General features: G+C 60.8%; 19 protein-coding genes. 9 read left to right on the top strand and 10 right to left on the bottom strand.

The annotated features are described in order from the left end of the window. The first annotated feature begins 16 nt into the window (after window positions 1–16). The 5 genes from lon to cmoB all read left to right on the top strand — a co-directional run bounded on the left by lon (window position 17) and on the right by cmoB (window position 5,547). Window positions 17–2,440: an endopeptidase La gene (gene lon / locus RB216_RS05255; protein WP_028618996.1), complete on the top strand. Its 2,424-nt coding sequence runs from the start codon at window positions 17–19 to the stop codon at window positions 2,438–2,440. A 239-nt stretch (window positions 2,441–2,679) separates the two neighbouring features. Further along, on the top strand, window positions 2,680–3,069 hold the full coding sequence (locus RB216_RS05250; protein ID WP_068934720.1) for a protease inhibitor I42 family protein: 390 nt from the start codon (window positions 2,680–2,682) through the stop codon (window positions 3,067–3,069). Between the two features lies 1 nt (window position 3,070). Then, window positions 3,071–3,715, top strand: coding sequence for a lysoplasmalogenase (locus RB216_RS05245; protein WP_308908386.1), 645 nt, complete (start codon window positions 3,071–3,073; stop codon window positions 3,713–3,715). 135 nt (window positions 3,716–3,850) lie between these two features. Beyond that, entirely contained in the window at window positions 3,851–4,594 is a 744-nt protein-coding gene (gene cmoA / locus RB216_RS05240) for a carboxy-S-adenosyl-L-methionine synthase CmoA (protein ID WP_068934716.1), read from the top strand. Continuing rightward, on the top strand, window positions 4,591–5,547 hold the full coding sequence (cmoB, locus tag RB216_RS05235; RefSeq protein ID WP_305383699.1) for a tRNA 5-methoxyuridine(34)/uridine 5-oxyacetic acid(34) synthase CmoB: 957 nt from the start codon (window positions 4,591–4,593) through the stop codon (window positions 5,545–5,547). Before cmoA ends, cmoB begins: the two co-directional genes overlap by 4 nt. A 51-nt stretch (window positions 5,548–5,598) precedes the next feature. On the opposite strand, the gene tadA is transcribed toward cmoB, so the two are convergent. The 10 genes from tadA to lptF all read right to left on the bottom strand — a co-directional run bounded on the left by tadA (window position 5,599) and on the right by lptF (window position 16,058). Then, on the bottom strand, window positions 5,599–6,090 hold the full coding sequence (gene tadA / locus RB216_RS05230) for a tRNA adenosine(34) deaminase TadA (RefSeq protein ID WP_028618991.1): 492 nt from the start codon (window positions 6,088–6,090) through the stop codon (window positions 5,599–5,601). Continuing rightward, a complete protein-coding gene (locus RB216_RS05225; protein WP_308908385.1) occupies window positions 6,090–7,472 on the bottom strand; it encodes a multicopper oxidase family protein in 1,383 nt (460 codons plus the stop codon). The genes tadA and RB216_RS05225 overlap by 1 nt, the downstream gene beginning before the upstream one ends. Window positions 7,473–7,653: 181 nt before the next feature. Then, window positions 7,654–8,397 (bottom strand): pyridoxine 5'-phosphate synthase, encoded by a 744-nt coding sequence (gene pdxJ / locus RB216_RS05215; protein ID WP_068934714.1) that lies wholly within the window; start codon window positions 8,395–8,397, stop codon window positions 7,654–7,656. 51 nt (window positions 8,398–8,448) lie between these two features. Next, window positions 8,449–9,138, bottom strand: coding sequence for a DNA repair protein RecO (gene recO / locus RB216_RS05210; protein ID WP_016978272.1), 690 nt, complete (start codon window positions 9,136–9,138; stop codon window positions 8,449–8,451). Between the two features lie 183 nt (window positions 9,139–9,321). Further along, a complete protein-coding gene (gene era, locus RB216_RS05205) occupies window positions 9,322–10,224 on the bottom strand; it encodes a GTPase Era (RefSeq protein ID WP_028618988.1) in 903 nt (300 codons plus the stop codon). Continuing rightward, on the bottom strand, window positions 10,217–10,906 hold the full coding sequence (gene rnc / locus RB216_RS05200; RefSeq protein ID WP_016978270.1) for a ribonuclease III: 690 nt from the start codon (window positions 10,904–10,906) through the stop codon (window positions 10,217–10,219). Before rnc ends, era begins: the two co-directional genes overlap by 8 nt. A gap of 150 nt (window positions 10,907–11,056) precedes the next feature. After that, the gene (gene lepB / locus RB216_RS05195; RefSeq protein ID WP_028618987.1) at window positions 11,057–11,911 is read right to left on the bottom strand and encodes a signal peptidase I; all 855 of its coding nucleotides are present in this window, start codon (window positions 11,909–11,911) and stop codon (window positions 11,057–11,059) included. Window positions 11,912–11,916: 5 nt separating this feature from the next. Then, window positions 11,917–13,716 carry a translation elongation factor 4 gene (gene lepA / locus RB216_RS05190; protein ID WP_028618986.1) on the bottom strand — a complete coding sequence of 600 codons (1,800 nt, stop codon included), beginning with the start codon at window positions 13,714–13,716 and terminating at the stop codon, window positions 11,917–11,919. A gap of 151 nt (window positions 13,717–13,867) precedes the next feature. After that, window positions 13,868–14,947, bottom strand: coding sequence for an LPS export ABC transporter permease LptG (lptG, locus tag RB216_RS05185; RefSeq protein WP_068937361.1), 1,080 nt, complete (start codon window positions 14,945–14,947; stop codon window positions 13,868–13,870). Beyond that, window positions 14,940–16,058, bottom strand: a complete 1,119-nt coding sequence (gene lptF / locus RB216_RS05180; RefSeq protein WP_028618984.1) for an LPS export ABC transporter permease LptF — start codon at window positions 16,056–16,058, stop codon at window positions 14,940–14,942. The genes lptG and lptF overlap by 8 nt, the downstream gene beginning before the upstream one ends. Window positions 16,059–16,341: 283 nt before the next feature. On the opposite strand from lptF, the gene RB216_RS05175 reads away from it, so the two are divergent. The 4 genes from RB216_RS05175 to RB216_RS05160 all read left to right on the top strand — a co-directional run bounded on the left by RB216_RS05175 (window position 16,342) and on the right by RB216_RS05160 (window position 21,816). Continuing rightward, on the top strand, window positions 16,342–17,832 hold the full coding sequence (locus RB216_RS05175; RefSeq protein ID WP_028618983.1) for a leucyl aminopeptidase: 1,491 nt from the start codon (window positions 16,342–16,344) through the stop codon (window positions 17,830–17,832). A 110-nt stretch (window positions 17,833–17,942) separates the two neighbouring features. Beyond that, a complete protein-coding gene (locus RB216_RS05170; RefSeq protein WP_010212887.1) occupies window positions 17,943–18,371 on the top strand; it encodes a DNA polymerase III subunit chi in 429 nt (142 codons plus the stop codon). 7 nt (window positions 18,372–18,378) lie between these two features. Next, window positions 18,379–18,756 carry a hypothetical protein gene (locus tag RB216_RS05165; protein WP_028618982.1) on the top strand — a complete coding sequence of 126 codons (378 nt, stop codon included), beginning with the start codon at window positions 18,379–18,381 and terminating at the stop codon, window positions 18,754–18,756. 213 nt (window positions 18,757–18,969) lie between these two features. After that, on the top strand, window positions 18,970–21,816 hold the full coding sequence (locus RB216_RS05160) for a valine--tRNA ligase (protein ID WP_308908384.1): 2,847 nt from the start codon (window positions 18,970–18,972) through the stop codon (window positions 21,814–21,816). The last annotated feature ends 216 nt before the right edge of the window (window positions 21,817–22,032 follow it).

The following is a 22,032-nucleotide window of genomic DNA, read 5'->3' as shown; positions in this document are numbered from 1 at the left end:
CTTATGCAGGTGCCCCATGAGCGACCAGCAAGAATTCCCTGATTACGACCTCAACGACTACGCCGACCCCGAAAACGCCGAACACGAAGCGTCATCCAATACCGGCCTGGCGCTGCCCGGGCAAAACCTGCCGGACAAGGTCTATATCATCCCGATCCACAACCGGCCCTTCTTCCCGGCGCAAGTGCTGCCGGTGATCGTCAATGAAGAGCCGTGGGCCGAGACCCTGGAGTTGGTGAGCAAATCCGACCACCACTCCCTGGCCCTGTTCTTCATGGAAACCCCGCCGGAAGACCCACGCCACTTCGATACCTCCGCCCTGCCGCTATACGGCACCCTGGTGAAGGTGCACCACGCCAGCCGCGAAAACGGCAAGCTGCAATTCGTCGCCCAGGGCCTGACCCGCGTGCGCATCAAGACCTGGCTCAAGCACCACCGCCCACCGTACCTGGTGGAAGTCGAATACCCGCACCAGCCGAGCGAGCCGACCGACGAGGTCAAGGCCTACGGCATGGCGCTGATCAATGCGATCAAGGAACTGCTGCCGCTCAACCCGCTGTACAGCGAAGAGTTGAAGAATTACCTCAACCGCTTCAGTCCCAACGACCCGTCGCCACTCACCGACTTCGCCGCCGCACTGACGTCGGCCACCGGTAACGAGTTGCAGGAAGTGCTGGACTGCGTGCCCATGCTCAAGCGCATGGAAAAAGTGCTGCCGATGCTGCGCAAAGAGGTCGAAGTCGCGCGCCTGCAAAAAGAACTGTCCGCCGAGGTGAACCGCAAGATCGGTGAGCACCAGCGCGAGTTCTTCCTCAAGGAACAGCTCAAGGTCATCCAACAGGAACTGGGCCTGACAAAGGACGATCGCAGCGCGGACGTCGAGCAGTTCGAGCAACGCCTGGAAGGCAAAGTGCTGCCGCCCCAGGCGAAAAAACGCATCGATGAAGAATTGAACAAACTCTCGATCCTCGAAACCGGTTCGCCGGAATACGCGGTGACCCGCAATTATCTGGACTGGGCCACCTCGGTGCCGTGGGGCGTGTATGGCGAGGACAAACTCGACCTGAAACATGCGCGAAAAGTGCTGGATAAACACCACGCGGGCCTGGATGACATCAAGAGCCGCATCCTCGAATTCCTTGCGGTGGGCGCCTACAAAGGCGAAGTCGCCGGCTCCATCGTGCTGCTGGTCGGCCCGCCAGGCGTGGGCAAGACCAGCGTGGGTAAATCCATCGCCGAGTCCCTGGGCCGGCCGTTCTATCGCTTCAGTGTCGGCGGCATGCGCGACGAGGCCGAGATCAAAGGCCATCGCCGCACCTACATCGGCGCCCTGCCGGGCAAGCTGGTGCAGGCGCTCAAGGATGTGGAAGTGATGAACCCGGTGATCATGCTCGATGAGATCGACAAGATGGGCCAAAGCTTCCAGGGCGACCCGGCGTCGGCCTTGCTGGAAACCCTCGACCCGGAGCAAAACGTCGAATTCCTCGACCACTATCTGGACCTGCGCCTGGACCTGTCCAAAGTGCTGTTCGTGTGCACCGCCAACACCCTGGACTCCATCCCAGGTCCATTGTTGGACCGTATGGAAGTGATTCGCCTGTCGGGCTATATCACCGAAGAAAAAATCGCCATCGCCAAGCGCCACCTATGGCCGAAACAGCTGGAAAAAGCCGGCGTGTCGAAAAACAGCCTGACCATCAGCGACGGCGCGCTGCGTGCGTTGATCGACGGCTATGCGCGCGAGGCCGGCGTGCGTCAGTTGGAAAAACAACTGGGCAAACTGGTGCGCAAAGCCGTGGTCAAGTTGCTGGACGAGCCGGACTCGGTGATCAAGATCGGCAACAAGGATCTGGAGAGTTCCCTGGGCATCCCAGTGTTTCGCAATGAGCAAGTATTGTCCGGCACCGGTGTGATCACGGGGCTGGCCTGGACCAGCATGGGCGGCGCGACCTTGCCGATCGAGGCGACGCGTATCCACACGCTCAATCGCGGTTTCAAACTCACCGGGCAGTTGGGTGAAGTGATGAAGGAGTCCGCGGAAATCGCCTACAGCTACATCAGCTCGAACCTGAAGTCGTTTGGCGGTGATGCGAAGTTCTTCGATGAGGCCTTCGTGCACTTGCATGTGCCGGAAGGTGCGACACCGAAAGACGGCCCGAGCGCCGGTGTGACCATGGCCAGTGCGTTGTTGTCCCTGGCGCGCAACCAACCGCCGAAGAAAGGCGTGGCAATGACCGGTGAGCTGACGTTGACCGGGCATGTACTGCCGATTGGCGGCGTGCGCGAGAAGGTGATTGCGGCGCGGCGCCAGAAGATCCATGAGCTGATCCTGCCGGAGCCGAACCGTGGCAGCTATGAAGAGTTGCCGGAATACCTGAAGGAAGGCATGACGGTGCACTTTGCCAAGCGCTTTGCGGATGTGGCCAAAGTGCTGTTCTGACTGCTATGAGATGCCCGGCCTGGCCCCTGTGGTGAGCGGGCTTGCCCCGCGCTGGGCTGCTAGCAGCCCCTCTTAAAAAAACCCCATTTTCCTGGAAAAGTGGGGTCGTCAGTTTTGGGCCTGCTTCGCAGTCCAGCGCAGAGCAAGCCTGCTCACCACAACAAGCCCGCCGCGGTCTTGTCACACCTTGTCTCATCTTCGGTTATGCTCGCCCTTCGTCGTGAATCAACGGAGCCCCCATGACCGCTGCCCGCCTGCTTCTCCCCTTGAGCCTTGCCCTGCTGGCCGCGTGCGCCAGTGCACCGAAGCAAAATATCACCGTGGACAATCAGAGCGCCTGCCCGCTCCAGCTCAAAAGCGGACAAAACCTGATCCTCACCCTGCCAAGCAACCCCACCACCGGCTACCGTTGGGCCATCCAGGATTCCGCTGGGGGCGTGCTGCGCGCATTGAGCCCTGAGGTCTACAGCAGCACGGAATCCGGCGTGATCGGTGGCGGCGGCCAGTCGACCTGGCGCTTCCAGGCTTTCGCCACCGGCCAGGGTCGTTTGCGCCTGACCTCCCAGCAACCCTGGGAACCGGAAGCCGAACCCGTCGAAACCTTTGACTGCGCCATCACGGTGAACTGATATGCCATGGCTGATTCTTGCGTTGATGGGCGCCGGCACCTTTATCTACGGCCTTGCCACCCATGCCACCTTGTTGTGCCTGCTGGTCAAACCTTTGCCGGTACTGGCACTGCTGGGCTGGCTGCATGACGCGCCGCCCACCGACTATCGACGCTGGATCAGCCTGGGGCTGATCTTTTCCCTGGTGGGCGATGTACTGCTGGCCTGGCCGGGCGACCTGTTCATCTTCGGCTTGGGTGCCTTCCTGTTTGCGCATTTGGCGTACCTCAAAGCCTATTTCAGTGACTGTCGCCGCTTGGCGCTGCTGCCGCTGGTAGTGGCGCTGGGCGTGGGTGCGATCCTGCTGAGCATCCTGATCTCCCATGGCCTGGGCGACCTGCTGATTCCAGTGGTGGTTTATGCAACCGTGATCAGTGCCATGCTCTGGCGTGCGTTGACGCGACTGGGCAGCGACGTGCCGAAACGCTCGGCATGGCTGGCGGCGGCAGGTGCGGTGTCGTTTGTGTTTTCTGACACGCTGATTGGTATCAATCGGTTTGTGGTGGCGTTCGATGCAGCACCTTATTTGCTGATCACCACGTATTGGCTGGGCCAGTGGGGCATCACTGCCTCGGCTTTCCATCAGAAACACTCCAACCCTCTGTAGGAGCTAGCTTGCCAGCGAAAGACCCACAGGCGCCACGTTCATCCAGAATCTCTGCGTAATCGTTAACGACCATCGCAGGCAAGCCAGCTCCTACGCTAAAATGCCGGCCTTTCCCCAATCGTCGCCGGAACAACCGTGAGCAAAGAACCCGATCGCCTATTCGCCCAGCCCCTGCCCCAGGTGCCGGACTTCGCCTTTAACGAGGACGTGGTGCGGGTGTTCCCGGACATGATCAAGCGCTCGGTGCCCGGCTACCCGACCATCGTCGAGAACCTCGGCGTACTCGCCGCGCAGTTCGCCCAACCCAACAGCGTGCTGTATGACCTGGGATCCTCGCTTGGCGCGGTGACCCAGGCCCTGCGCCGCCATGTGCGCACCGACGGTTGCCGGGTGATCGCTGTGGATAACTCGGCCGCGATGGTCGAGCGTTGCCGTGAATACCTCAATGGCCAGGACTCGATGTTCCAGGAGCTGCTGCCGGTCGAGGTCATCGAGGGCGATATCCTCGCGCTGCAGTTCCAGCCGGCCTCGGTGGTGGCGTTGAACTTCACCCTGCAATTCATCGCGCCCGATGAGCGCCTGGCGCTGCTCTCGCGCATCCGCCAATCATTGTTGCCGGGCGGTGCATTGATCCTTTCGGAAAAGCTGCGCTTCAATGATCCCGAAGAACACACGCTGCTCACCGATCTGCACATCGCGTTCAAACGCGCCAACGGCTACAGCGAACTGGAAATCGCCCAGAAGCGCAGCGCCATCGAAAACGTCATGAAGCCCGACAGCCTCGAAGAACACCGCGAACGCCTGTTGGCGGCAGGGTTCTCGAAAGTCGTGCCGTGGTTCCAGTGTCTTAACTTTGCCTCGTTGATTGCCTTGCCATGATTGATCTGTCCCCCCTCGCCCGCCATCTGGTCGGCACTCCTTTGGCCGTGTGGGCCCAGGGCCTGCAAGCGCAACTCGATAGCAAGATGGAAAAGGGTCATGGCGATCTGGAGCGCTGGCAGAGTGCGCTGGATGCACTGCCAAAAATCCAGCCCAGCGAAGTGGATTTGCTCAACGGCCTGACACTCGATACCGACTGCGACGAAGACACCCGTGTGCAGATGCATGCCGCGCTGATGGGCCTGAACCCTTGGCGCAAAGGGCCGTTCCACCTGTTCGGCGTGCATGTGGACACCGAATGGCGCTCGGACTGGAAGTGGTCCCGCGTGGCACCGCACCTGAACCTGAAGGGCAAGCGCATCCTCGACGTGGGCTGCGGCAACGGTTACTACATGTGGCGCATGCTCGGCGCCGGGGCCGACAGCGTGATTGGCGTTGATCCGAACTGGTTGTTCTTCTGTCAGTTCCAGGCGGTTCAGCGTTATCTGTCAGAACCCAAGGCTTGGCACCTGCCGTTCCCGTTCGAAGACCTGCCGTCGAATCTGGAAGGCTTCGACACGGTGTTTTCCATGGGAGTGTTTTATCACCGCCGTTCGCCCATCGAGCATTTGCTCGCGCTGAAAGACACCCTGGTCAAGGGCGGCGAACTGGTCTTGGAAACCCTGGTGGTCGAAGGCGATCAGCAACAAGTGCTGGTGCCGGAAGATCGCTACGCGCAGATGCGCAACGTGTGGTTCCTGCCGTCGGTGCCCGCGTTGATGCTGTGGCTACGGCGTGCCGGGTTCAGTGATGTGCGCTGTGTGGATGTGAGCGTCACCACCGTCGAGGAACAGCGTGGGACAGAGTGGATGAAGTACCAGTCGCTGAGTGATTTCCTTGACCCGGAAGATCACAGCAAAACCATCGAAGGGCTGCCGGCGCCGATGCGGGCCGTGATCATCGCCAAAAAATAAACGCACCACCCCTGTAGGAGCCCGGCTTGCCGGGCTCCTACAGAGAGCGAGTCAGGCTTTTGCCCGGCGCGCCTTGAAGAATTCGCTCAAGACCGTCCCGCACTCTTCTGCCAATACCCCGCCTTCAAACAACACCCGATGATTCAAAAAGCCCTGGGTAAAAAACTGCCCCTGGCTTTGCACGATCCCCGCCTTGGGTTCCAGCGCGCCGTACACCACCCGCGCAATCCGCGAATGCACGATCAGCCCCGCGCACATGCTGCACGGCTCCAAAGTCACATACAGGGTGCTGCCCACCAGGCGGTAATTGCTGATAGCTTGCGCGGCGGCGCGGATGGCGACCATTTCGGCATGGGCGCTGGGGTCGTTGCCGCTGATGGGACAGTTGAAGCCACGGCCGATGATTTCACCGTCCTGCACCAACACAGCGCCTACGGGGACTTCACCCAATGCAGCGCCTTGGGCGGCAAGGGCCAGGGCTTCGCGCATGAAGTCCTGGTCGCGGCTGCGGTCGATGATCGCGGTGGGGCGAAACTGGCGCATCACGCCACCTCGATGGCGGCCATCAGGCCGGTTTCCATATGGTCGATCACATGGCAGTGGAACATCCACACCCCAGGGTTATCTGCCACCAGCGCCACGCGGGCGCGCTCGTTTTTACCCAGCAGATAGGTGTCGGTGAAATACGGGATCACCTTGTGGCGGTTCGAGGCGATCACCTTGAAGCTCATGCCATGCAGGTGGATCGGGTGCTGGTACTGGGTCATGTTCTTCAATTCAAAAATGTAACTCTTGCCCTTTTCCAGCTTGGCAATCGGGCGGTCGGCGCAGGTCTTGTCGGTGATGTCCCAGGCCTTGCCGTTGATCTGCCACAGGCTGGGTGGCTTGCCGTTGTCGGTATTCACGGAGACCGAACCCACCCACTCGAAATTGAAGTTGAGTTTCTCGGCGTTGGCCAGGTCCGGCTCGGCAATCGGGTTGGCCGGCAGCGCTGGCGGCCATTCGGCCGGCGCGTCGGTGGTGGTCACCGAACGGAAGGTGCCCAGGCGCACCGGACCATTGCGGATCGACAATTCTTCGCCGGCCGGCGGCGCCTTGATCGCCAGGCAGATGCGCATGCCCGGGCCCAGCCAGTATTCCTTGCCCAACGGGCGCGGCTCGATGGGATTGCCGTCCAGCGCGTAGATCTGTGCTTCAACGTCGGGAATATTGATGCGATAGGTCAAGGTGTTGTCGAGGTTGAGCAGCCGCACGCGCGTAATCTGCCCGGCCGGCAGATCGATCACTGCCTGGGACACGCCGTTGATCGTCGACAGCCGCCCCGCCGTTCCGCCACGCGCCGCTTCACGGGGAATGCTGAAGGCCACGAAAGCGCCCTCTTCGTCCACGTGCCAGCTTTTCAGGCTTAGAGTGCGTTCATGTTTGAAACCGGTGGGTTCGCGTTCCTCGATGATCAGCGGGCCGACCAGGCCACGGCCCAGCTCTTCGCTGCTGTTCACGTGGGGGTGATACCAGTAGCTGCCGGCGTCGGGCACGCGGAATTTGTAATCGAAATATTCACCGGGCAGCACCGGCAATTGCGAGACGTAGGGTACGCCGTCCATTTCCAGTGGCAGGCGGATGCCATGCCAATGAATGGTCGTGGCGACCGGCAGGTGGTTGATAAAACGCACCCGCAGCCATTCGCCCTGGCGCACGCGCAACTCGGTGCCCGGCGCGGATGGGCCGAATGCCCAGGCTTCGGTCTTGTGCCCCGGTACCAGTTCCACGTCCAGCGGTGCGGCGATCAGTTCGTAATCGTGCCCGGCCTCGGCCTCGGCGACTTTCCCCAGCCAGTAGCGGTAGGCGCCACCGGCACCGACGCCCACTACGGCCAGGCCTGCAAGACCACCCAGGATTTGTCGACGGGAAAAGGATCGGGACACAACAACCTCACGTATCTGCCGCAGGCCCAAGGCCTGCAAAAGGCAGATACGATACACCTGCCCCGGCTGTAGGAGCGAGCTTGCTCGCGAAAGACCTGAGAACAACTCGAAAAGCCAGGCTCCCCGCGTCATCGTTAACGACCTTCGCGAGCAAGCTCGCTCCTACAAAATGATCGACGGATCAGGCCTTGGCAGCGCCCAGGATCAGGGCTTTCATCTCAGCCACCGCACCCTTGAAGCCGACGAACAGCGCATGAGCCACCAGCGCATGCCCGATGTTCAGCTCGTTGATGCCCTTGATCGCGGCCACGGCTTCGACGTTGTGGTAGTGCAGGCCATGCCCGGCGTTGACGATCAGGCCTTCCTTGAGGCCGCAGCCCACACCGTCAATAATGCGTTGCAGCTCGTCGGCCACTTCGGTGGGCGTGGTGGCATCGGCGTAACGGCCGGTGTGCAGTTCGATGGCCGGCGCACCGACACGACGCGACGCTTCGATCTGGCGCTCGTCGGCGTCGATGAACAGTGAGACTTCACTGCCGATCTTCGACAAGCGCTCCACGGCAGCCTTGATCCGTGCCTCCTGGCCGGCCACATCGAGGCCGCCTTCGGTGGTCAGTTCCTGGCGGGTTTCCGGCACCAGGCAGATGTGCGCCGGGCGGATGCGCTCGGCGAACTGCATCATTTCTTCGGTGACGCCCATCTCGAAGTTCATGCGGGTTTGCAGCACCTCCTTGAGCATCAGCACGTCACGCTCCTGAATGTGGCGGCGGTCTTCGCGCAGGTGCACGGTGATACCGTCGGCACCCGCTTCTTCGGCGTCCAGCGCGGCCTTGACCGGGTCAGGGTAACGGGTGCCCCGGGCCTGGCGCAGGGTAGCGACGTGGTCGATGTTGACGCCAAGAAGAATGCGATTGCTGGTGGTCACGGAAGCGCTCCTGAAAAGGTAAAGAATCGGTGCACAGCATACACGGGGATGTCAGGGCTTTCGAAACAACTCGCGACTGACCAACGGCCGGCCGCCCAAGTGCACGGCCAGGGCCTGGCGCATCAGGCGCTTGGCGGCGGACAAGGCGCCGGGGGCGGTCCAGTCGGCTTCGCTCATGGCCAGCAATTCCGTGCCTTGGAACAGGCCGGGTTGCAGCAGGTAGACGCGTTCGAGACCGGCATCGACTTGCAGGCGGTACATGCCATCAGCGGCGATGGGGTCGCCGTGCAGGTCGTTGGCCAGTTCGAAGCCGTAGCCCAGGTCATCGAGCAGGCGCCATTCGAAGGCGCGCAGCAGTGGTTCCAGAGGACGGCCTTCGGCCAGCGCCAACAAGGTGGCAGCGTAGTGATCGAAGACGGCCGGGTGCGGGTCTTCGGCGGGGAGCAGGCGGATCAACAGTTCATTGAGATAGAGGCCGCTGAACAGCGCCTCGCCATTGAGCCAGGCAGAAGTACCGACGCTTTCCATGCGACCGACATTTTTCAACTCGCCTTTGCCGCGAAACTCCACGTCCAGAGCCACAAATGGCCGTGCCAGCGTGCCCGCCTTGCCGCGCGCACTGCGCAAGACAGCGCGCAGGCGGCCTTGGGGCGTGAGGAAGTCCACCAGGGCGCTGGTCTCGCGGTAGGCGCGGCTGTGCAGGACGTAAGCGAGTTGGCTGGGGGGTGGGGATTGGGACATTGAAGCCTCATTGCTTCTGTGGTGAGCGGGCTTGCCCCGCGCTGGGATGCGAAGCAGCCCCAGTCAAATAACCGGGGTTCATTCGGTCAGATCTCGGGGCCTGGTGTTAGGGCTGCTTCGCAGCCCAGCGCGGGGCAAGCCCGCTCACCACAACAAGCCCGCCCCGCATCACCAGCGGTGCTCTTACAGGTCGCCGTAGCCCAGGGAGCGCAGTGCACGCTCATCATCGGACCAGCCACCCTTCACCTTCACCCACAGGTTGAGCATGATCTTGGAGTCGAACAGCAACTCCATGTCCTTGCGCGCTTCGGTGCCGATGCGCTTGATGCGCTCGCCCTTGTCGCCAATGATGATCTTCTTCTGGCCGTCACGTTCGACGAGGATCAGCGCATGGATGTGCAAGGTCTTACCCTGCTGCTTGAACTCTTCGATCTCGACGGTGATCTGGTACGGCAGCTCGGCGCCCATCTGGCGCATGATTTTCTCACGCACCAGTTCGGCGGCAAGGAAACGGCTGCTGCGGTCGGTGATCTGGTCTTCCGGGAAGAAGTGCTCGTTCTCCGGCAAGTGCTCGGCGATCACACGCTCCAGAGCCTCCAGGTTGTGACCGTGCTGGGCCGAGATCGGGATGATCTGCGCGTTCGGCAGTTGTTCCTGCAGCCAGCTCAGGTGCGGCATCAATTCGGCTTTGTCTTCGATACGGTCGGTCTTGTTCAGCGCGACGATCAACGGGCCGGTGACGTACTGCACACGCTCCAGGACCATCTGGTCTTCGTCGGTCCACTTGGTGCGGTCGACCACGAAGATCACCACGTCGACGTCTTTCAACGCCGCCGAAGCGGTCTTGTTCATGTAGCGGTTCAGGGCTTTCTCGCCACCTTTGTGCATGCCTGGGGTGTCGACGTAGACCGCTTGCACGTTGCCTTCGGTCTTGATGCCCAGCATGTTGTGGCGGGTGGTCTGCGGCTTGCGCGAGGTGATCGCGAGCTTCTGGCCGAGGATGTGGTTCAGCAGCGTGGACTTGCCCACGTTCGGGCGGCCGACGATGGCAACATAGCCACAGCGTGTTGCGGTTGAATCAGTCATGGCCATTCTCCACGCCCAGGGCAATCAGTGCTGCAGCGGCCGCTACCTGTTCGGCAATACGACGGCTCACACCCTGACCTCGGCTTTTTTCGTTCAGTAAGGTGATTTCACATTCCACGAAGAATACGCGGCAATGCGGCTCACCCTGGATATCCACCACTTCGTAGCGTGGCAGTTCGCAACCACGGGACTGCAGGAATTCCTGCAGGCGGGTCTTGGGGTCTTTGTTGGTGTCGACCAGCGTGAGGCTTTCAATCTCGGAGGTCAGCCACGCGGTGACGCGCTCCTTGGCCGCTTCCATGCCTGCATCGAGGTAGATGGCACCGATCAGCGCTTCGAGAGCGTCAGCCAGGATCGATTCACGGCGGAAACCACCACTCTTCAGTTCACCGGAGCCCAGGCGCAGGTACTCACCCAGGCCGAAACCACGGGCCAGCACGGCCAGGGTCTCGCCTTTCACCAGGCGGGCGCGCAAGCGCGACAACTGGCCTTCACGGGCTTGGGGGAAGCGCTCGAACAGGGCTTCACCGGCGACGAAATTGAGGATGGCATCACCGAGGAATTCCAGGCGCTCGTTATTGCGCCCTGCAAAGCTGCGGTGTGTGAGGGCAAGGACCATCAGTTCCTGGTCCTTGAAGGTGTAGCCGAGCTGGCGCTCGAGACGACTTAGAGAAACGCTCACGGTTTACCCATATCTGTTTGGTGGCACCGGCGGCCATCGACGATTGACGCAGTGTTCAAATTCAAATCCTGGTTGGTGCAGCATGAGGCAGGACAGATTTGTCCCCACCCCAGAAAAGCATTCGGCGCTGTGTTCACAGCGCCGCCTGTATTACTTGATCAGCCCGACCCGCGAGAAGTTCGGCAAGTGGCTGAGTTTGGGTTCCGGCCAGCTCATCCAGACCGCGAAGGCCTTGCCGACGATATTCTGGTCGGGAACCATGCCCAGCAGGTCCTTGGGAATGTTTGGGTCATCCCAGTACCGGCTGTCATTGGAGTTGTCGCGGTTGTCGCCCATCATGAAGTAGTGCCCGGCCGGCACTGTCCACTGGCCGTCAGGCTGGGCACGGTAGCGGCTCATTTCCTTGCGGATTTCGTGCTCTACCGTACCGAGTTTTTCCTGGTACAGCTCGGCGCTGCCCAGGCTGTTCGGCTCGGAGCCGATCAGTTTCTCGGCCACCGACTCACCATTGATAAGCAGGCGCTTGTCGCTGGTGTAGCGGATCACGTCGCCCGGCAGGCCGACCACGCGCTTGATGTAGTTGACATTCGGGTCGCTCGGGTAGCGAAACACCATCACGTCGCCGCGCTGCGGATCACCGACTTCGATGACCTTCTTGTCGATCACCGGCAGGCGGATCCCGTAGGAAAACTTGTTCACCAGGATGAAGTCGCCCACGTCCAGGGTAGGTTTCATCGACCCCGAGGGAATCTGAAACGGCTCCACCAGGAACGAACGCAGCACCAGCACGATGAACAACACCGGGAAGAACGACTTGCCGTATTCAACCAGCAAAGGCTCTTTGTTCAGCTTCTCGATCACCACGCCATCGGGCTGGCTGACGCTGCCCTGATAGGACGCGATAGCCGCCCGCCGACGCGGGGCGAAGAACACCAGATCGAGCAACGCCAGGAGACCGCAAACGGCAACGGCGATGACCAGCAACAGCGGGAAATTTAGCGACATAGGACCTAACTATCCAACCTGAGCACCGCAAGGAAGGCTTCTTGTGGAACTTCCACGTTACCTACTTGCTTCATGCGTTTTTTACCGGCCTTTTGCTTCTCAAGCAGCTTGCGCTTACGGCTTACGTCACCGCCGTAGCATTTGGCCAGTACGTTCTTTCTGAGTGCCTTGACGGAGGTCCGCGCAATGATCTGCCCGCCGATGGCGGCCTGGATCGCTACGTCGAACATCTGGCGCGGAATCAGTTCTTTCATCTTCTCGGTCAACTGGCGACCTTTATAGTGCGCGTTGTCCTTGTGCACGATCAGTGCCAGGGCATCGACCTTGTCGCCGTTGATCAACACATCCAGTTTCACCAGATTAGCCGATTGGTAACGGTCGAAATGGTAATCCAGCGAAGCATAGCCGCGGCTGGTGGATTTGAGGCGGTCGAAGAAGTCCAATACCACTTCGTTCATCGGCATGTCGTAGGTCACTTGGACCTGGGTGCCGAGGAACAGCATGTCGCGCTGCACGCCACGCTTTTCAATACACAGGGTAATAACGTTGCCCAAGTGCTCCTGCGGAACCAGGATATTGGCCCGCACGATAGGCTCGCGCATGTCTTCGATCGCCGAGAGATCCGGGAGTTTGGACGGGTTGTCGACGTAAATCGTTTCACCGGTTTTCAGCAACAACTCGAAAATAACCGTTGGCGCGGTGGTGATCAGGTCCAGGTCGTATTCGCGTTCGAGGCGCTCCTGGATGATTTCCATGTGCAGCATGCCCAGGAAGCCACAGCGGAAGCCGAAGCCCAGGGCGTCGGAGCTTTCCGGGGTGTACTGCAACGACGAGTCGTTGAGGGTCAGCTTTTGCAGGGCCTCGCGGAAGTCTTCGAAGTCATCGGAACTGACCGGGAACAGACCCGCGTAGACCTGCGGCTGGATGCGCTTGAAGCCTGGCAGCACGTCGACATCCGGCGTGGAGCTCAGGGTCAGGGTGTCACCCACCGGCGCGCCGTGGATGTCCTTGATACCGGCGATGATGAAACCCACTTCACCAGCTTTCAGATCAACGGTCGCGGTGTGCTTGGGGTTGAAGACACCGACGCTGTCCACCAGGTGGATCTTGCCGGTGGATTTGACCAGGATCTTGTCGCCCTTCTTCACACGGCCGTGGCGCACGCGTACCAGGGAGACAACGCCCAGGTAGTTGTCGAACCAGGAGTCGATGATCAACGCTTGCAGCGGATCTTCGTAGTTGCCGGTCGGGGCTGGAATGGTCTGCACCAGACGTTCGAGCACTTCGTCGACACCCAGGCCGGTCTTGGCGCTGCAGGTGACGGCGTCGGTGGCGTCGATGCCGATGATCTTCTCGATCTCTTCCTTGACGCGCTCAGGCTCGGCCTGAGGCAGGTCGATCTTGTTCAGCACGGGCATGACTTCCAGGCCCTGCTCGATCGCGGTGTAGCAGTTGGCAACCGACTGCGCTTCCACACCCTGCCCTGCGTCAACCACCAGCAAGGCACCTTCACAGGCCGCCAGGGACCGGCTGACTTCGTAGGTGAAGTCGACGTGGCCTGGGGTATCAATGAAGTTCAGTTGGTAGGTGATGCCGTCTTTGGCTTTGTAATACAGCGTAACGCTGTGGGCCTTGATGGTGATCCCGCGCTCGCGTTCGAGGTCCATGGAGTCCAGCACCTGGGCTTCCATTTCACGCTCGGCAAGGCCGCCGCACATCTGGATGAATCGATCGGCCAGCGTCGACTTACCATGGTCAATGTGGGCGATGATGGAGAAATTGCGGATATGACTCAAATCACTCACGGATCAACACTCAAAAAGGCTGCAGGCTGATTGCCCGCTGAAAAATAGCCGGGAATTGTACCTGATGCTCAGGCCAGACGTCATCTTTGCTGACCAGAACAAAAATGCCCCGATCTCTCGACCGGGGCATTTTTTGTTCATAAGCGCGGAATCAACCGGCCCGGCGCAACAGCCAGAAACCGGCCAACGCGCAGATGGCCGTGGGCACCAGCACCGCAAACAGCGGCGAGAAGCCAAACACCAGGCTCGACGGGCCGAGCAGGTCCTGGGCAATGCGGAAGGTGAAGCCCACCAGCACGCCCGTGAATACGCGCTGCCCCAAGGTCACGGAACGCAATGGGCCAAAGATGAAGGAAATTGCCATCAGCACCAACGCGGCAGTCACCACCGGTTGCAACACCTTGACCCAAAATGCCAGCCAGTAGCGGCCATTGTTCAAGCCCTGGTCCTTCAGGTAGTGGATGTAACCCCACAACCCGGAGATCGGCAGGCTTTCCGGGATCATCACCACGGTATTCAACAGTTCCGGCTTGAGGGCAATATCCCACTCCTGGCTCGGCACGTTGATCACTTCGGTGCTGGCCTTGGTGCCCTGGCCGACGTTACGGAAATAAGTAGTGGTAACGTCGCTGAGTTGCCACTTTTCGCTGCCGTATTGCGCACGTTTGGCGAAGCTTGACTCCAACAGGTGACGCTCTTTGTCAAACGTATAGCGCGTGACACCAATCAACAGGCCGCCCGGCTGCACGGCGTTGATATGAATGAATTCTTCGCCCTGGCGGTGCCACAGGCCGTGCTTGGCGCTTTGTGCATCGCCTGAACCCTGGGCCAGGGCGCGATTGGCCTGGGCCGTGGTTTCGGCCGGCGGCGCGACGTATTCGCCGATCAGCACGCTGCACGCCATCAGCAGCAGCATGGGTTTCATGACCGCCCAGACGATTCGACCAATGGACACGCCAGCAGCGCGCATGATGGTCAGTTCGCTATTGCTGGCCAGGCTGCCCAGGCCGATCAGGCAGCCGATCAGCGCGGCCATCGGCATCATGTCGTAGAGGCGACGTGGCGCGGTAAGGGCCACGTAGCTCAGCACGTCCCACACGGTGTAGGTATCGCTGACGTTGCCGACTTCATCGATGAAGGCAAACAACGAGGCCAGACCGAGGATGATGCCCAATACCGCCAGGATGGCGATCAGTACGCTGCTACCAATGTAGCGATCGAGCTTAGCCACGAGCCAACTCCTTCTGGCCACGACGGCTCATCATTTTCAAACGGATCGGTTCCCAATAGAGCAGGCCCAGGCCAATCACCAGGAAGATCCCGTGCACCCACCACAGACCGAGGGTCGGCGACAGCTTGCCTTTCTCCAGGGAGCCACGGGCGGAAATCAGGATGGTGAGGTAAGCCATGTACAGCAGAATCGCCGGCAACAGCTTGAGGAAGCGGCCCTGGCGTGGGTTGACGCGCGACAGCGGCACCGCCATCAAGGTCACGATGAACACCAGCAACGGCAGGGAAATCCGCCATTGCAGCTCGGCAATCGAGCGCAGTTCCTTGCTACCGAACAGCTCGGTGGTCGGGATGGCGTCGCGGTCGGTGACTTCGTCGCTGATATCCGGACGGGCCAGCATCACGCCATAGGTGTCGTACTTGATCGCACGGTAATCGGCCATGCCCGGGCTGCCATCGTAGCGATAGCCATTTTCCAGGATCAGGTAGCGGCTGCCGTCAGGACGCACTTCCTGGCGACCGGAATCGGCCACCAGCACGGAAATGCCACGGTCTTTCTTGTCCTGGCCCAGACGCTTCTCGGAGATGAACACGCCGCCCAAGTTGGCACGGTCGTCGGTCAGGGTTTCGGTGTAGGTCACCCGCGAACCGTCATTGAGCGCCTGGAAGCGGCCAGGTTCGAGGGTGTCGAACTCGGTCATCGCGTCCTGTTTATTCAGTACCAGCTGGAACTGCATGGCACCTTGTGGGGCCAGGCTCAGGCTCAGCCAGGCCACGATCAGCGCAACGCCGGCGGCCGGGATCATGGTCATGCCCAACAGGCGCTGTTGGCTCATGCCGGTGGCCGAGAGCACGGTCATTTCGCTTTCGAGGTAAAGGCGGCCGTAGGCCAGCAGGATCCCGAGAAACAGGCCGAGCGGCAGGATCAGCTGCAGGAAGCCCGGCAGACGAAAGCCCATGATCAGGAATAGCGAGCCCGGATCCAGGGCGCCGGAGGCAGCCTGGGCCAGGTATTTGACGAAACGACCACTCATGATGATGACCAGCAATACCGCACTCACGGCACTCAGGGTCAACAGGACTTCGCGGGACAGATAACGGAAGACGATCAAACCAGACACTCCAGGGTTGTCAGGCTAAGGCGGCCAAACAAGCAAGCATACCGAGTCAGCCCGTTTGCACGGACCGGCTAAAAAGATGGCGCATTATCCTGTGATTGACCGCGCCTGTCACTGCGCAACCTCATGCGCATGCACAAAGCGGGTGACAAGGGTTGTCAGCCTCCGCCGGCGAGGTTCAAACTGCGGCCTTTGTCGCCGGCGGTTTACACAGCTGCCTGGTATTAAAGCCGGAGTACAGACTCCTGGCTAACCGACCTTTATAAGGGACCCGAAAATGGAATTGGTTGTAAAAAGCGTTAGCCCCGAAACGTTGAAAACCGCCACCCTCGTGGTCGCCATTGGCGAAGGCCGCAAGCTCGGCGTTGCCGCCAAGCAACTCGACGAACTCAGCGGCGGCGCCATCAGCGCAGTGCTCAAGCGCGGCGACCTGGCCGGCAAAGTCGGCCAGAGCCTGCTGTTGCAGAGCCTGCCCAACCTGAAAGCCGACCGCGTATTGCTGGTGGGTGTGGGCAAGGACGTTGAACTGGGCGACCGTCCGTTCCGCAAAATCATCAGCGGCATCCTCACCACCCTCAAGGGCCTGGGCGGCACTGACGCCACGCTGGCACTCGATGAAGTCGTGGTCAAAGGCCGCGACAGCTACGGCAAGACCCGCCTGCTGGCCGAGAGCCTGGTGGACGGCGGCTACATTTTCGACCAGTTCAAGAGCACCAAGGCCGAACCGCGCGCCCTGAAGAAAATCACCCTGCTGACCATCAAGGCCGCCCAGGCTGAAGTTGAGCGCGCCGTGACCCACGCGACCGCCATCGCCAACGGCATGTCGTTTACCCGCGATCTGGGCAACCTGCCGCCGAACATCTGCCACCCGACTTTCCTGGGCGAACAAGCCAAGGCGCTGGGCAAAGAGTTCAAGGGCCTGAAAGTCGAAGTGCTGGACGAGAAGAAGATCAAGGAACTGGGCATGGGCTCGTTCTATGCCGTGGGCCAGGGCAGCGACCAGCCGCCACGCCTGATCGTGATGCAATACAACGGCGGCAAGAAGTCCGAGAAGCCTTACGCCCTGGTCGGCAAAGGCATCACCTTTGACACCGGCGGCATCAGCCTCAAGCCGGGCCTGGGCATGGACGAGATGAAGTACGACATGGGCGGCGCCGCCAGCGTGTTCGGCACCCTGCGTGCCGTGCTGGAACTCAAGCTGCCGATCAACCTGGTGTGCATCCTGGCCTGCGCCGAGAACATGCCGAGCGGCGGCGCGACCCGTCCGGGCGACATCGTCACCACCCTGAGTGGCCAGACCGTCGAAATCCTCAACACCGACGCCGAAGGCCGCCTGGTGCTGTGCGATGCCCTGACCTACGCCGAACGCTTCAAGCCACAGGCCGTGATCGACATCGCCACCCTGACCGGTGCCTGCATCGTCGCCCTGGGTTCGCACACCTCGGGCCTGCTGGGCAACAGCGATGAGCTGATCGAGCAACTGCTCAGCGCCGGCAAAGCCGCAGACGACCGCGCCTGGCAACTGCCGCTGTTCGATGAGTACCAGGAACAACTGGACAGCCCCTTCGCCGACATCGCCAACATCGGCGGTCCGAAAGCCGGCACCATCACCGCGGCTTGCTTCCTGTCGCGCTTTGCCAAGAACTTCAACTGGGCGCACCTGGACATCGCCGGCACGGCCTGGACCAGCGGCGGCAAGGACAAGGGCGCAACCGGCCGTCCGGTTCCCCTGCTGACCCAGTACCTGCTGGATCGCGCCAAGGCCTAACGCAATCCTCCCTGTAGGAGCCGGCTTGCCGGCGATGGCTTCCTGATTCAAGGGACTCATCGCCGGCAAGCCGGTTCCTAGAAGGGGTATGCGCACGCCCAGGAAATGCAATGACCCAAGTCGACTTCTATATATTGCCCAGCGCCGACCCGCTCGCGCGCCTGGACTTTGCCTGCAAACTCACTGAAAAAGCCTGGCGCATGGGCCACCGCATCTACCTGCATTGCAGCGATGCCGCCCAACGCGATGAGCTGGATGCTCGCCTGTGGCGCTTCAAGGGCGAAAGCTTTGTGCCTCACGGCCCTGCCGAGTCCGAACCCGAAGGCCTGGTTGTCCTGGGTTTAGGGGACAGTTGCGGCGATCACCAGGACCTGCTGGTCAACCTGGACCTGAAAGTACCGCCTTTCGCCAAGGCATTCGCCCGTGTGGCGGAAGTGGTGGTGGAGGATCCGGCTATTCGTCAGGCCGCGCGGGAGAGTTTCCGTTTCTACCGCGAACAGGGCTATCCTCTGCAAGATCACCGGCTACAACGACTTTGAGCACATGATGGACAATCCCAACCCTATAAAAAAAGACGATCACCTGCTGGACGACCTGGAGTCGATCCGTCAGTTGCTCGGTGATGATGACTTGCAACCGCCGCTGTTGACCGATTCGGTCGAGGGCGAGGTACAGATTCCGCTGTTGTTTGACATGGTCGGCGGCAAGCCCGTCGCACCGGTACCGGTGGTCGAGACCGCCGCGCCTGCCGCTGTCGAAAAAAGTCCCGACGCCCTGCTGCTGCACCTGGACAACGAACTGCGCGCCGCTGCGCAGTTGATCATGCAAGACGTGATCGATGACTTTGCGCCGCACATCGAGACCGAGATCAAGCGCCGGCTGGATGCACGGATGGAGCGGTTGCTGAGCCAGTACCAGAATTGAAGCCAACGCAGATCCCCTGTGGGAGCGGGCTTGCTCGCGAAAACGGTGTGACCGTCAGCACATGCATTGGCTGATCCACCGCTTTCGCGAGCAAGCCCGCTCCCACATTTGCCGCCCATACATTTCAAGCCCGTCTTCGCCTCGCCCTGCGCCCTATCCCCCGTTATACTTGCCGGCTTTCCTGAATAAATGCCAACTAGGGTCCCGCCGCGCATGGATAAGACCTACCAGCCGCACGCCATCGAAACTTCCTGGTACAACACCTGGGAATCCGAGAACTATTTCGCCCCGCAAGGCGCGGGCGATTCCTACACCATCATGATTCCGCCACCGAACGTCACTGGCAGCCTGCACATGGGCCATGGCTTCAACAATGCGATCATGGATGCGTTGATCCGTTTCCGCCGCATGCAGGGCCGCAACACCCTGTGGCAACCGGGCACCGACCACGCCGGTATCGCCACGCAAATGCTGGTGGAACGCCAACTCGAAGCCACCGGCCAGAACCGTCACGACCTGGGTCGCGAGAAATTCCTGGAAAAGATCTGGGAATGGAAAGACCAGTCCGGCGGCAATATCAGCCGTCAGATCCGTCGCCTCGGTTCGTCCGTCGACTGGAGCCGCGAGCGCTTCACCATGGACGACTGCCTGTCGGAAGCCGTGAAAGAAGCCTTCGTGCGCCTGCATGAAGACGGCCTGATCTACCGCGGCAAGCGCTTGGTCAACTGGGACACCAAGTTGCACACGGCGATTTCCGACCTCGAAGTGGAAAACCACGACGAGAAAGGCTTCCTGTGGAACCTCAAGTACCCGCTGGCCGACGGTGCCAAGACTGCTGAAGGCAACGACTACCTGATCGTCGCCACCACTCGTCCGGAAACCATGCTCGGCGACGCCGCCGTCGCGGTTAACCCGAACGACGAACGCTACCAGGCGCTGATCGGCAAGTTCGTTGAACTGCCATTGGTCGGCCGTCGCATCCCGATCATCGCGGACGACTACTGCGACCCTGAATTCGGCACCGGCTGCGTGAAGATCACCCCGGCCCACGATTTCAACGACTACGAGGTCGGCAAGCGCCACAACCTGCCACTGCTGAACATCTTTGACAAAAACGCCGCCGTACTGCCGGCCTGCCAGGTGTTCAACCTGGACGGCACGCTGAACGAGAGCATCGACGGCAAGATCCCGGCTGAATACGCCGGTCTCGACCGCTTCGAAGCGCGCAAGCAGATCGTCGCCGCCTTCGATGCTGCCGGTTTGCTGGTGAGCGTTGACGACCACGGCCTGAAAGTGCCGAAGGGCGACCGTTCCGGCACCGTGATCGAGCCGTGGCTGACCGACCAGTGGTACGTGTCCACCAAGCCTTTGGCAGAACCTGCCATCGCCGCCGTGGAAGATGGCCGCATCCAGTTCGTGCCGAAACAGTACGAAAACATGTACTTCTCGTGGATGCGCGACATCCAGGATTGGTGCATCAGCCGTCAGCTGTGGTGGGGTCACCGCATTCCGGCCTGGTACGACGAGTCGGGCAAGGTCTATGTAGGCCGCGACGAAGCCGAAGTGCGTGCCAAGCACAACCTCGGTGCCGACATTGCGCTGCAACAGGACAACGACGTACTGGACACCTGGTTCAGCTCGGGCCTGTGGACCTTCTCCACCCTGGGCTGGCCGCAGCAGACCGAATTCCTCAAGAAATTCCACTCCACCGACGTGCTGGTCACTGGTTTCGACATCATTTTCTTCTGGGTTGCCCGGATGATCATGCTGACCATGCACCTGGTGAAGAACGAGGACGGCACGCCGCAGGTACCGTTCAAGACCGTGTACGTGCACGGCCTGGTGCGTGATGGCCAGGGCCAGAAGATGTCCAAGTCCAAGGGCAACGTCCTGGACCCGCTGGATATCATCGACGGCATCGACCTGGAAACCCTGGTACAGAAACGCACCTCCGGCCTGATGCAGCCGAAACTGGCAAAGAAGATCGAGAAGCAGACCCGCGACGAGTTCGCCGATGGTATTGCCAGCTATGGCACCGACGCCCTGCGCTTCACCTTCTGCTCGCTGGCCTCCACCGGTCGCGACATCAAGTTCGACATGGGCCGCGTCGAAGGCTATCGCAACTTCTGCAACAAGATCTGGAACGCTGCGCGCTATGTGCTGGATAAAGGCGAAGACTGCGGCCAGAACGGTGAAGCCTATGAGCTGAGCCTGGCCGACCGCTGGATCATTTCGCAGCTTCAGCGCACCGAAGCCGAAGTGACCCGCCAGCTCGACCAGTTCCGTTTCGACCTGGCCGCACAGGCCTTGTACGAGTTCATCTGGAACCAGTATTGCGACTGGTACCTGGAACTGTCCAAGCCGGTGCTGTGGGACGAAAACGCGCCGGTCGAACGCCAGCGCGGCACCCGTCGCACCCTGGTTCGCGTGCTGGAAGTGGCGTTGCGTCTGGCGCACCCGTTCATGCCGTTCATCACCGAAGAAATCTGGCAGCGCCTGGCGCCGCTGGCCGGTATCGAAGGCAAGACCATCATGCTGCAACCTTGGCCGGTGGCCAACGAGGCGCGCATCGATGAGGCAGCCGAAAGCGATATCGAATGGCTCAAGACCCTGATGATGGGCACGCGTAACATCCGTGCCGAGATGAACATCGGGCCGGGCAAGCCATTGGCGGTGTTTGTGAAGAACGCCAGTGCCGAAGACCAGCGTCGTCTCACCGAGAACGATGCGCTGCTCAAGAAGCTGGCGAAGCTGGAGTCGATTACCGTATTGGCAGCCGGCGAAGAAGCACCACTGTCCGCGACCGCACTGGTCGGCGAGATGGAAGTGCTGGTGCCGATGGCAGGACTGATCGACAAGGGTGCCGAACTGGCTCGTCTCGACAAGGAAATCGGCCGCCTGCAAGGCGAAGTACAACGCGTGGGCGGCAAGCTGTCCAACGCGGCCTTCGTCGACAAGGCACCGGCTGAAGTGATCGAGAAAGAACGCGCCAAGCTGGCTGAGGCTGAACAGGCTCTGGGCAAGCTGGCGGAGCAACATGCGCGGATCTCCAGCCTGTAAGGTGGACCGCGTGTCAGAAAGAGGCCTTCGGGCCTCTTTTTTTTGGGTGTGAAAACCCAATCGATGTGGGAGCGGGCTTGCTCGCGAATGCGGTCTATCAGACACACACCCAATGACTGACCCACCGTATTTGCGAGCAAGCCCGCTCCCACATTTAACCGAGGTCAACTTCGGAATGTGTGACAATACCCACCACTTTTGAAGCAACCCCAGAAT

Source organism: Pseudomonas canadensis (assembly GCF_030980095.1).
GTDB lineage: Bacteria > Pseudomonadota > Gammaproteobacteria > Pseudomonadales > Pseudomonadaceae > Aquipseudomonas > Aquipseudomonas canadensis.
The sequence above is the reverse complement of the archived record's forward strand: the minus strand, read 5'-3'. Positions and strand labels throughout refer to the sequence as shown.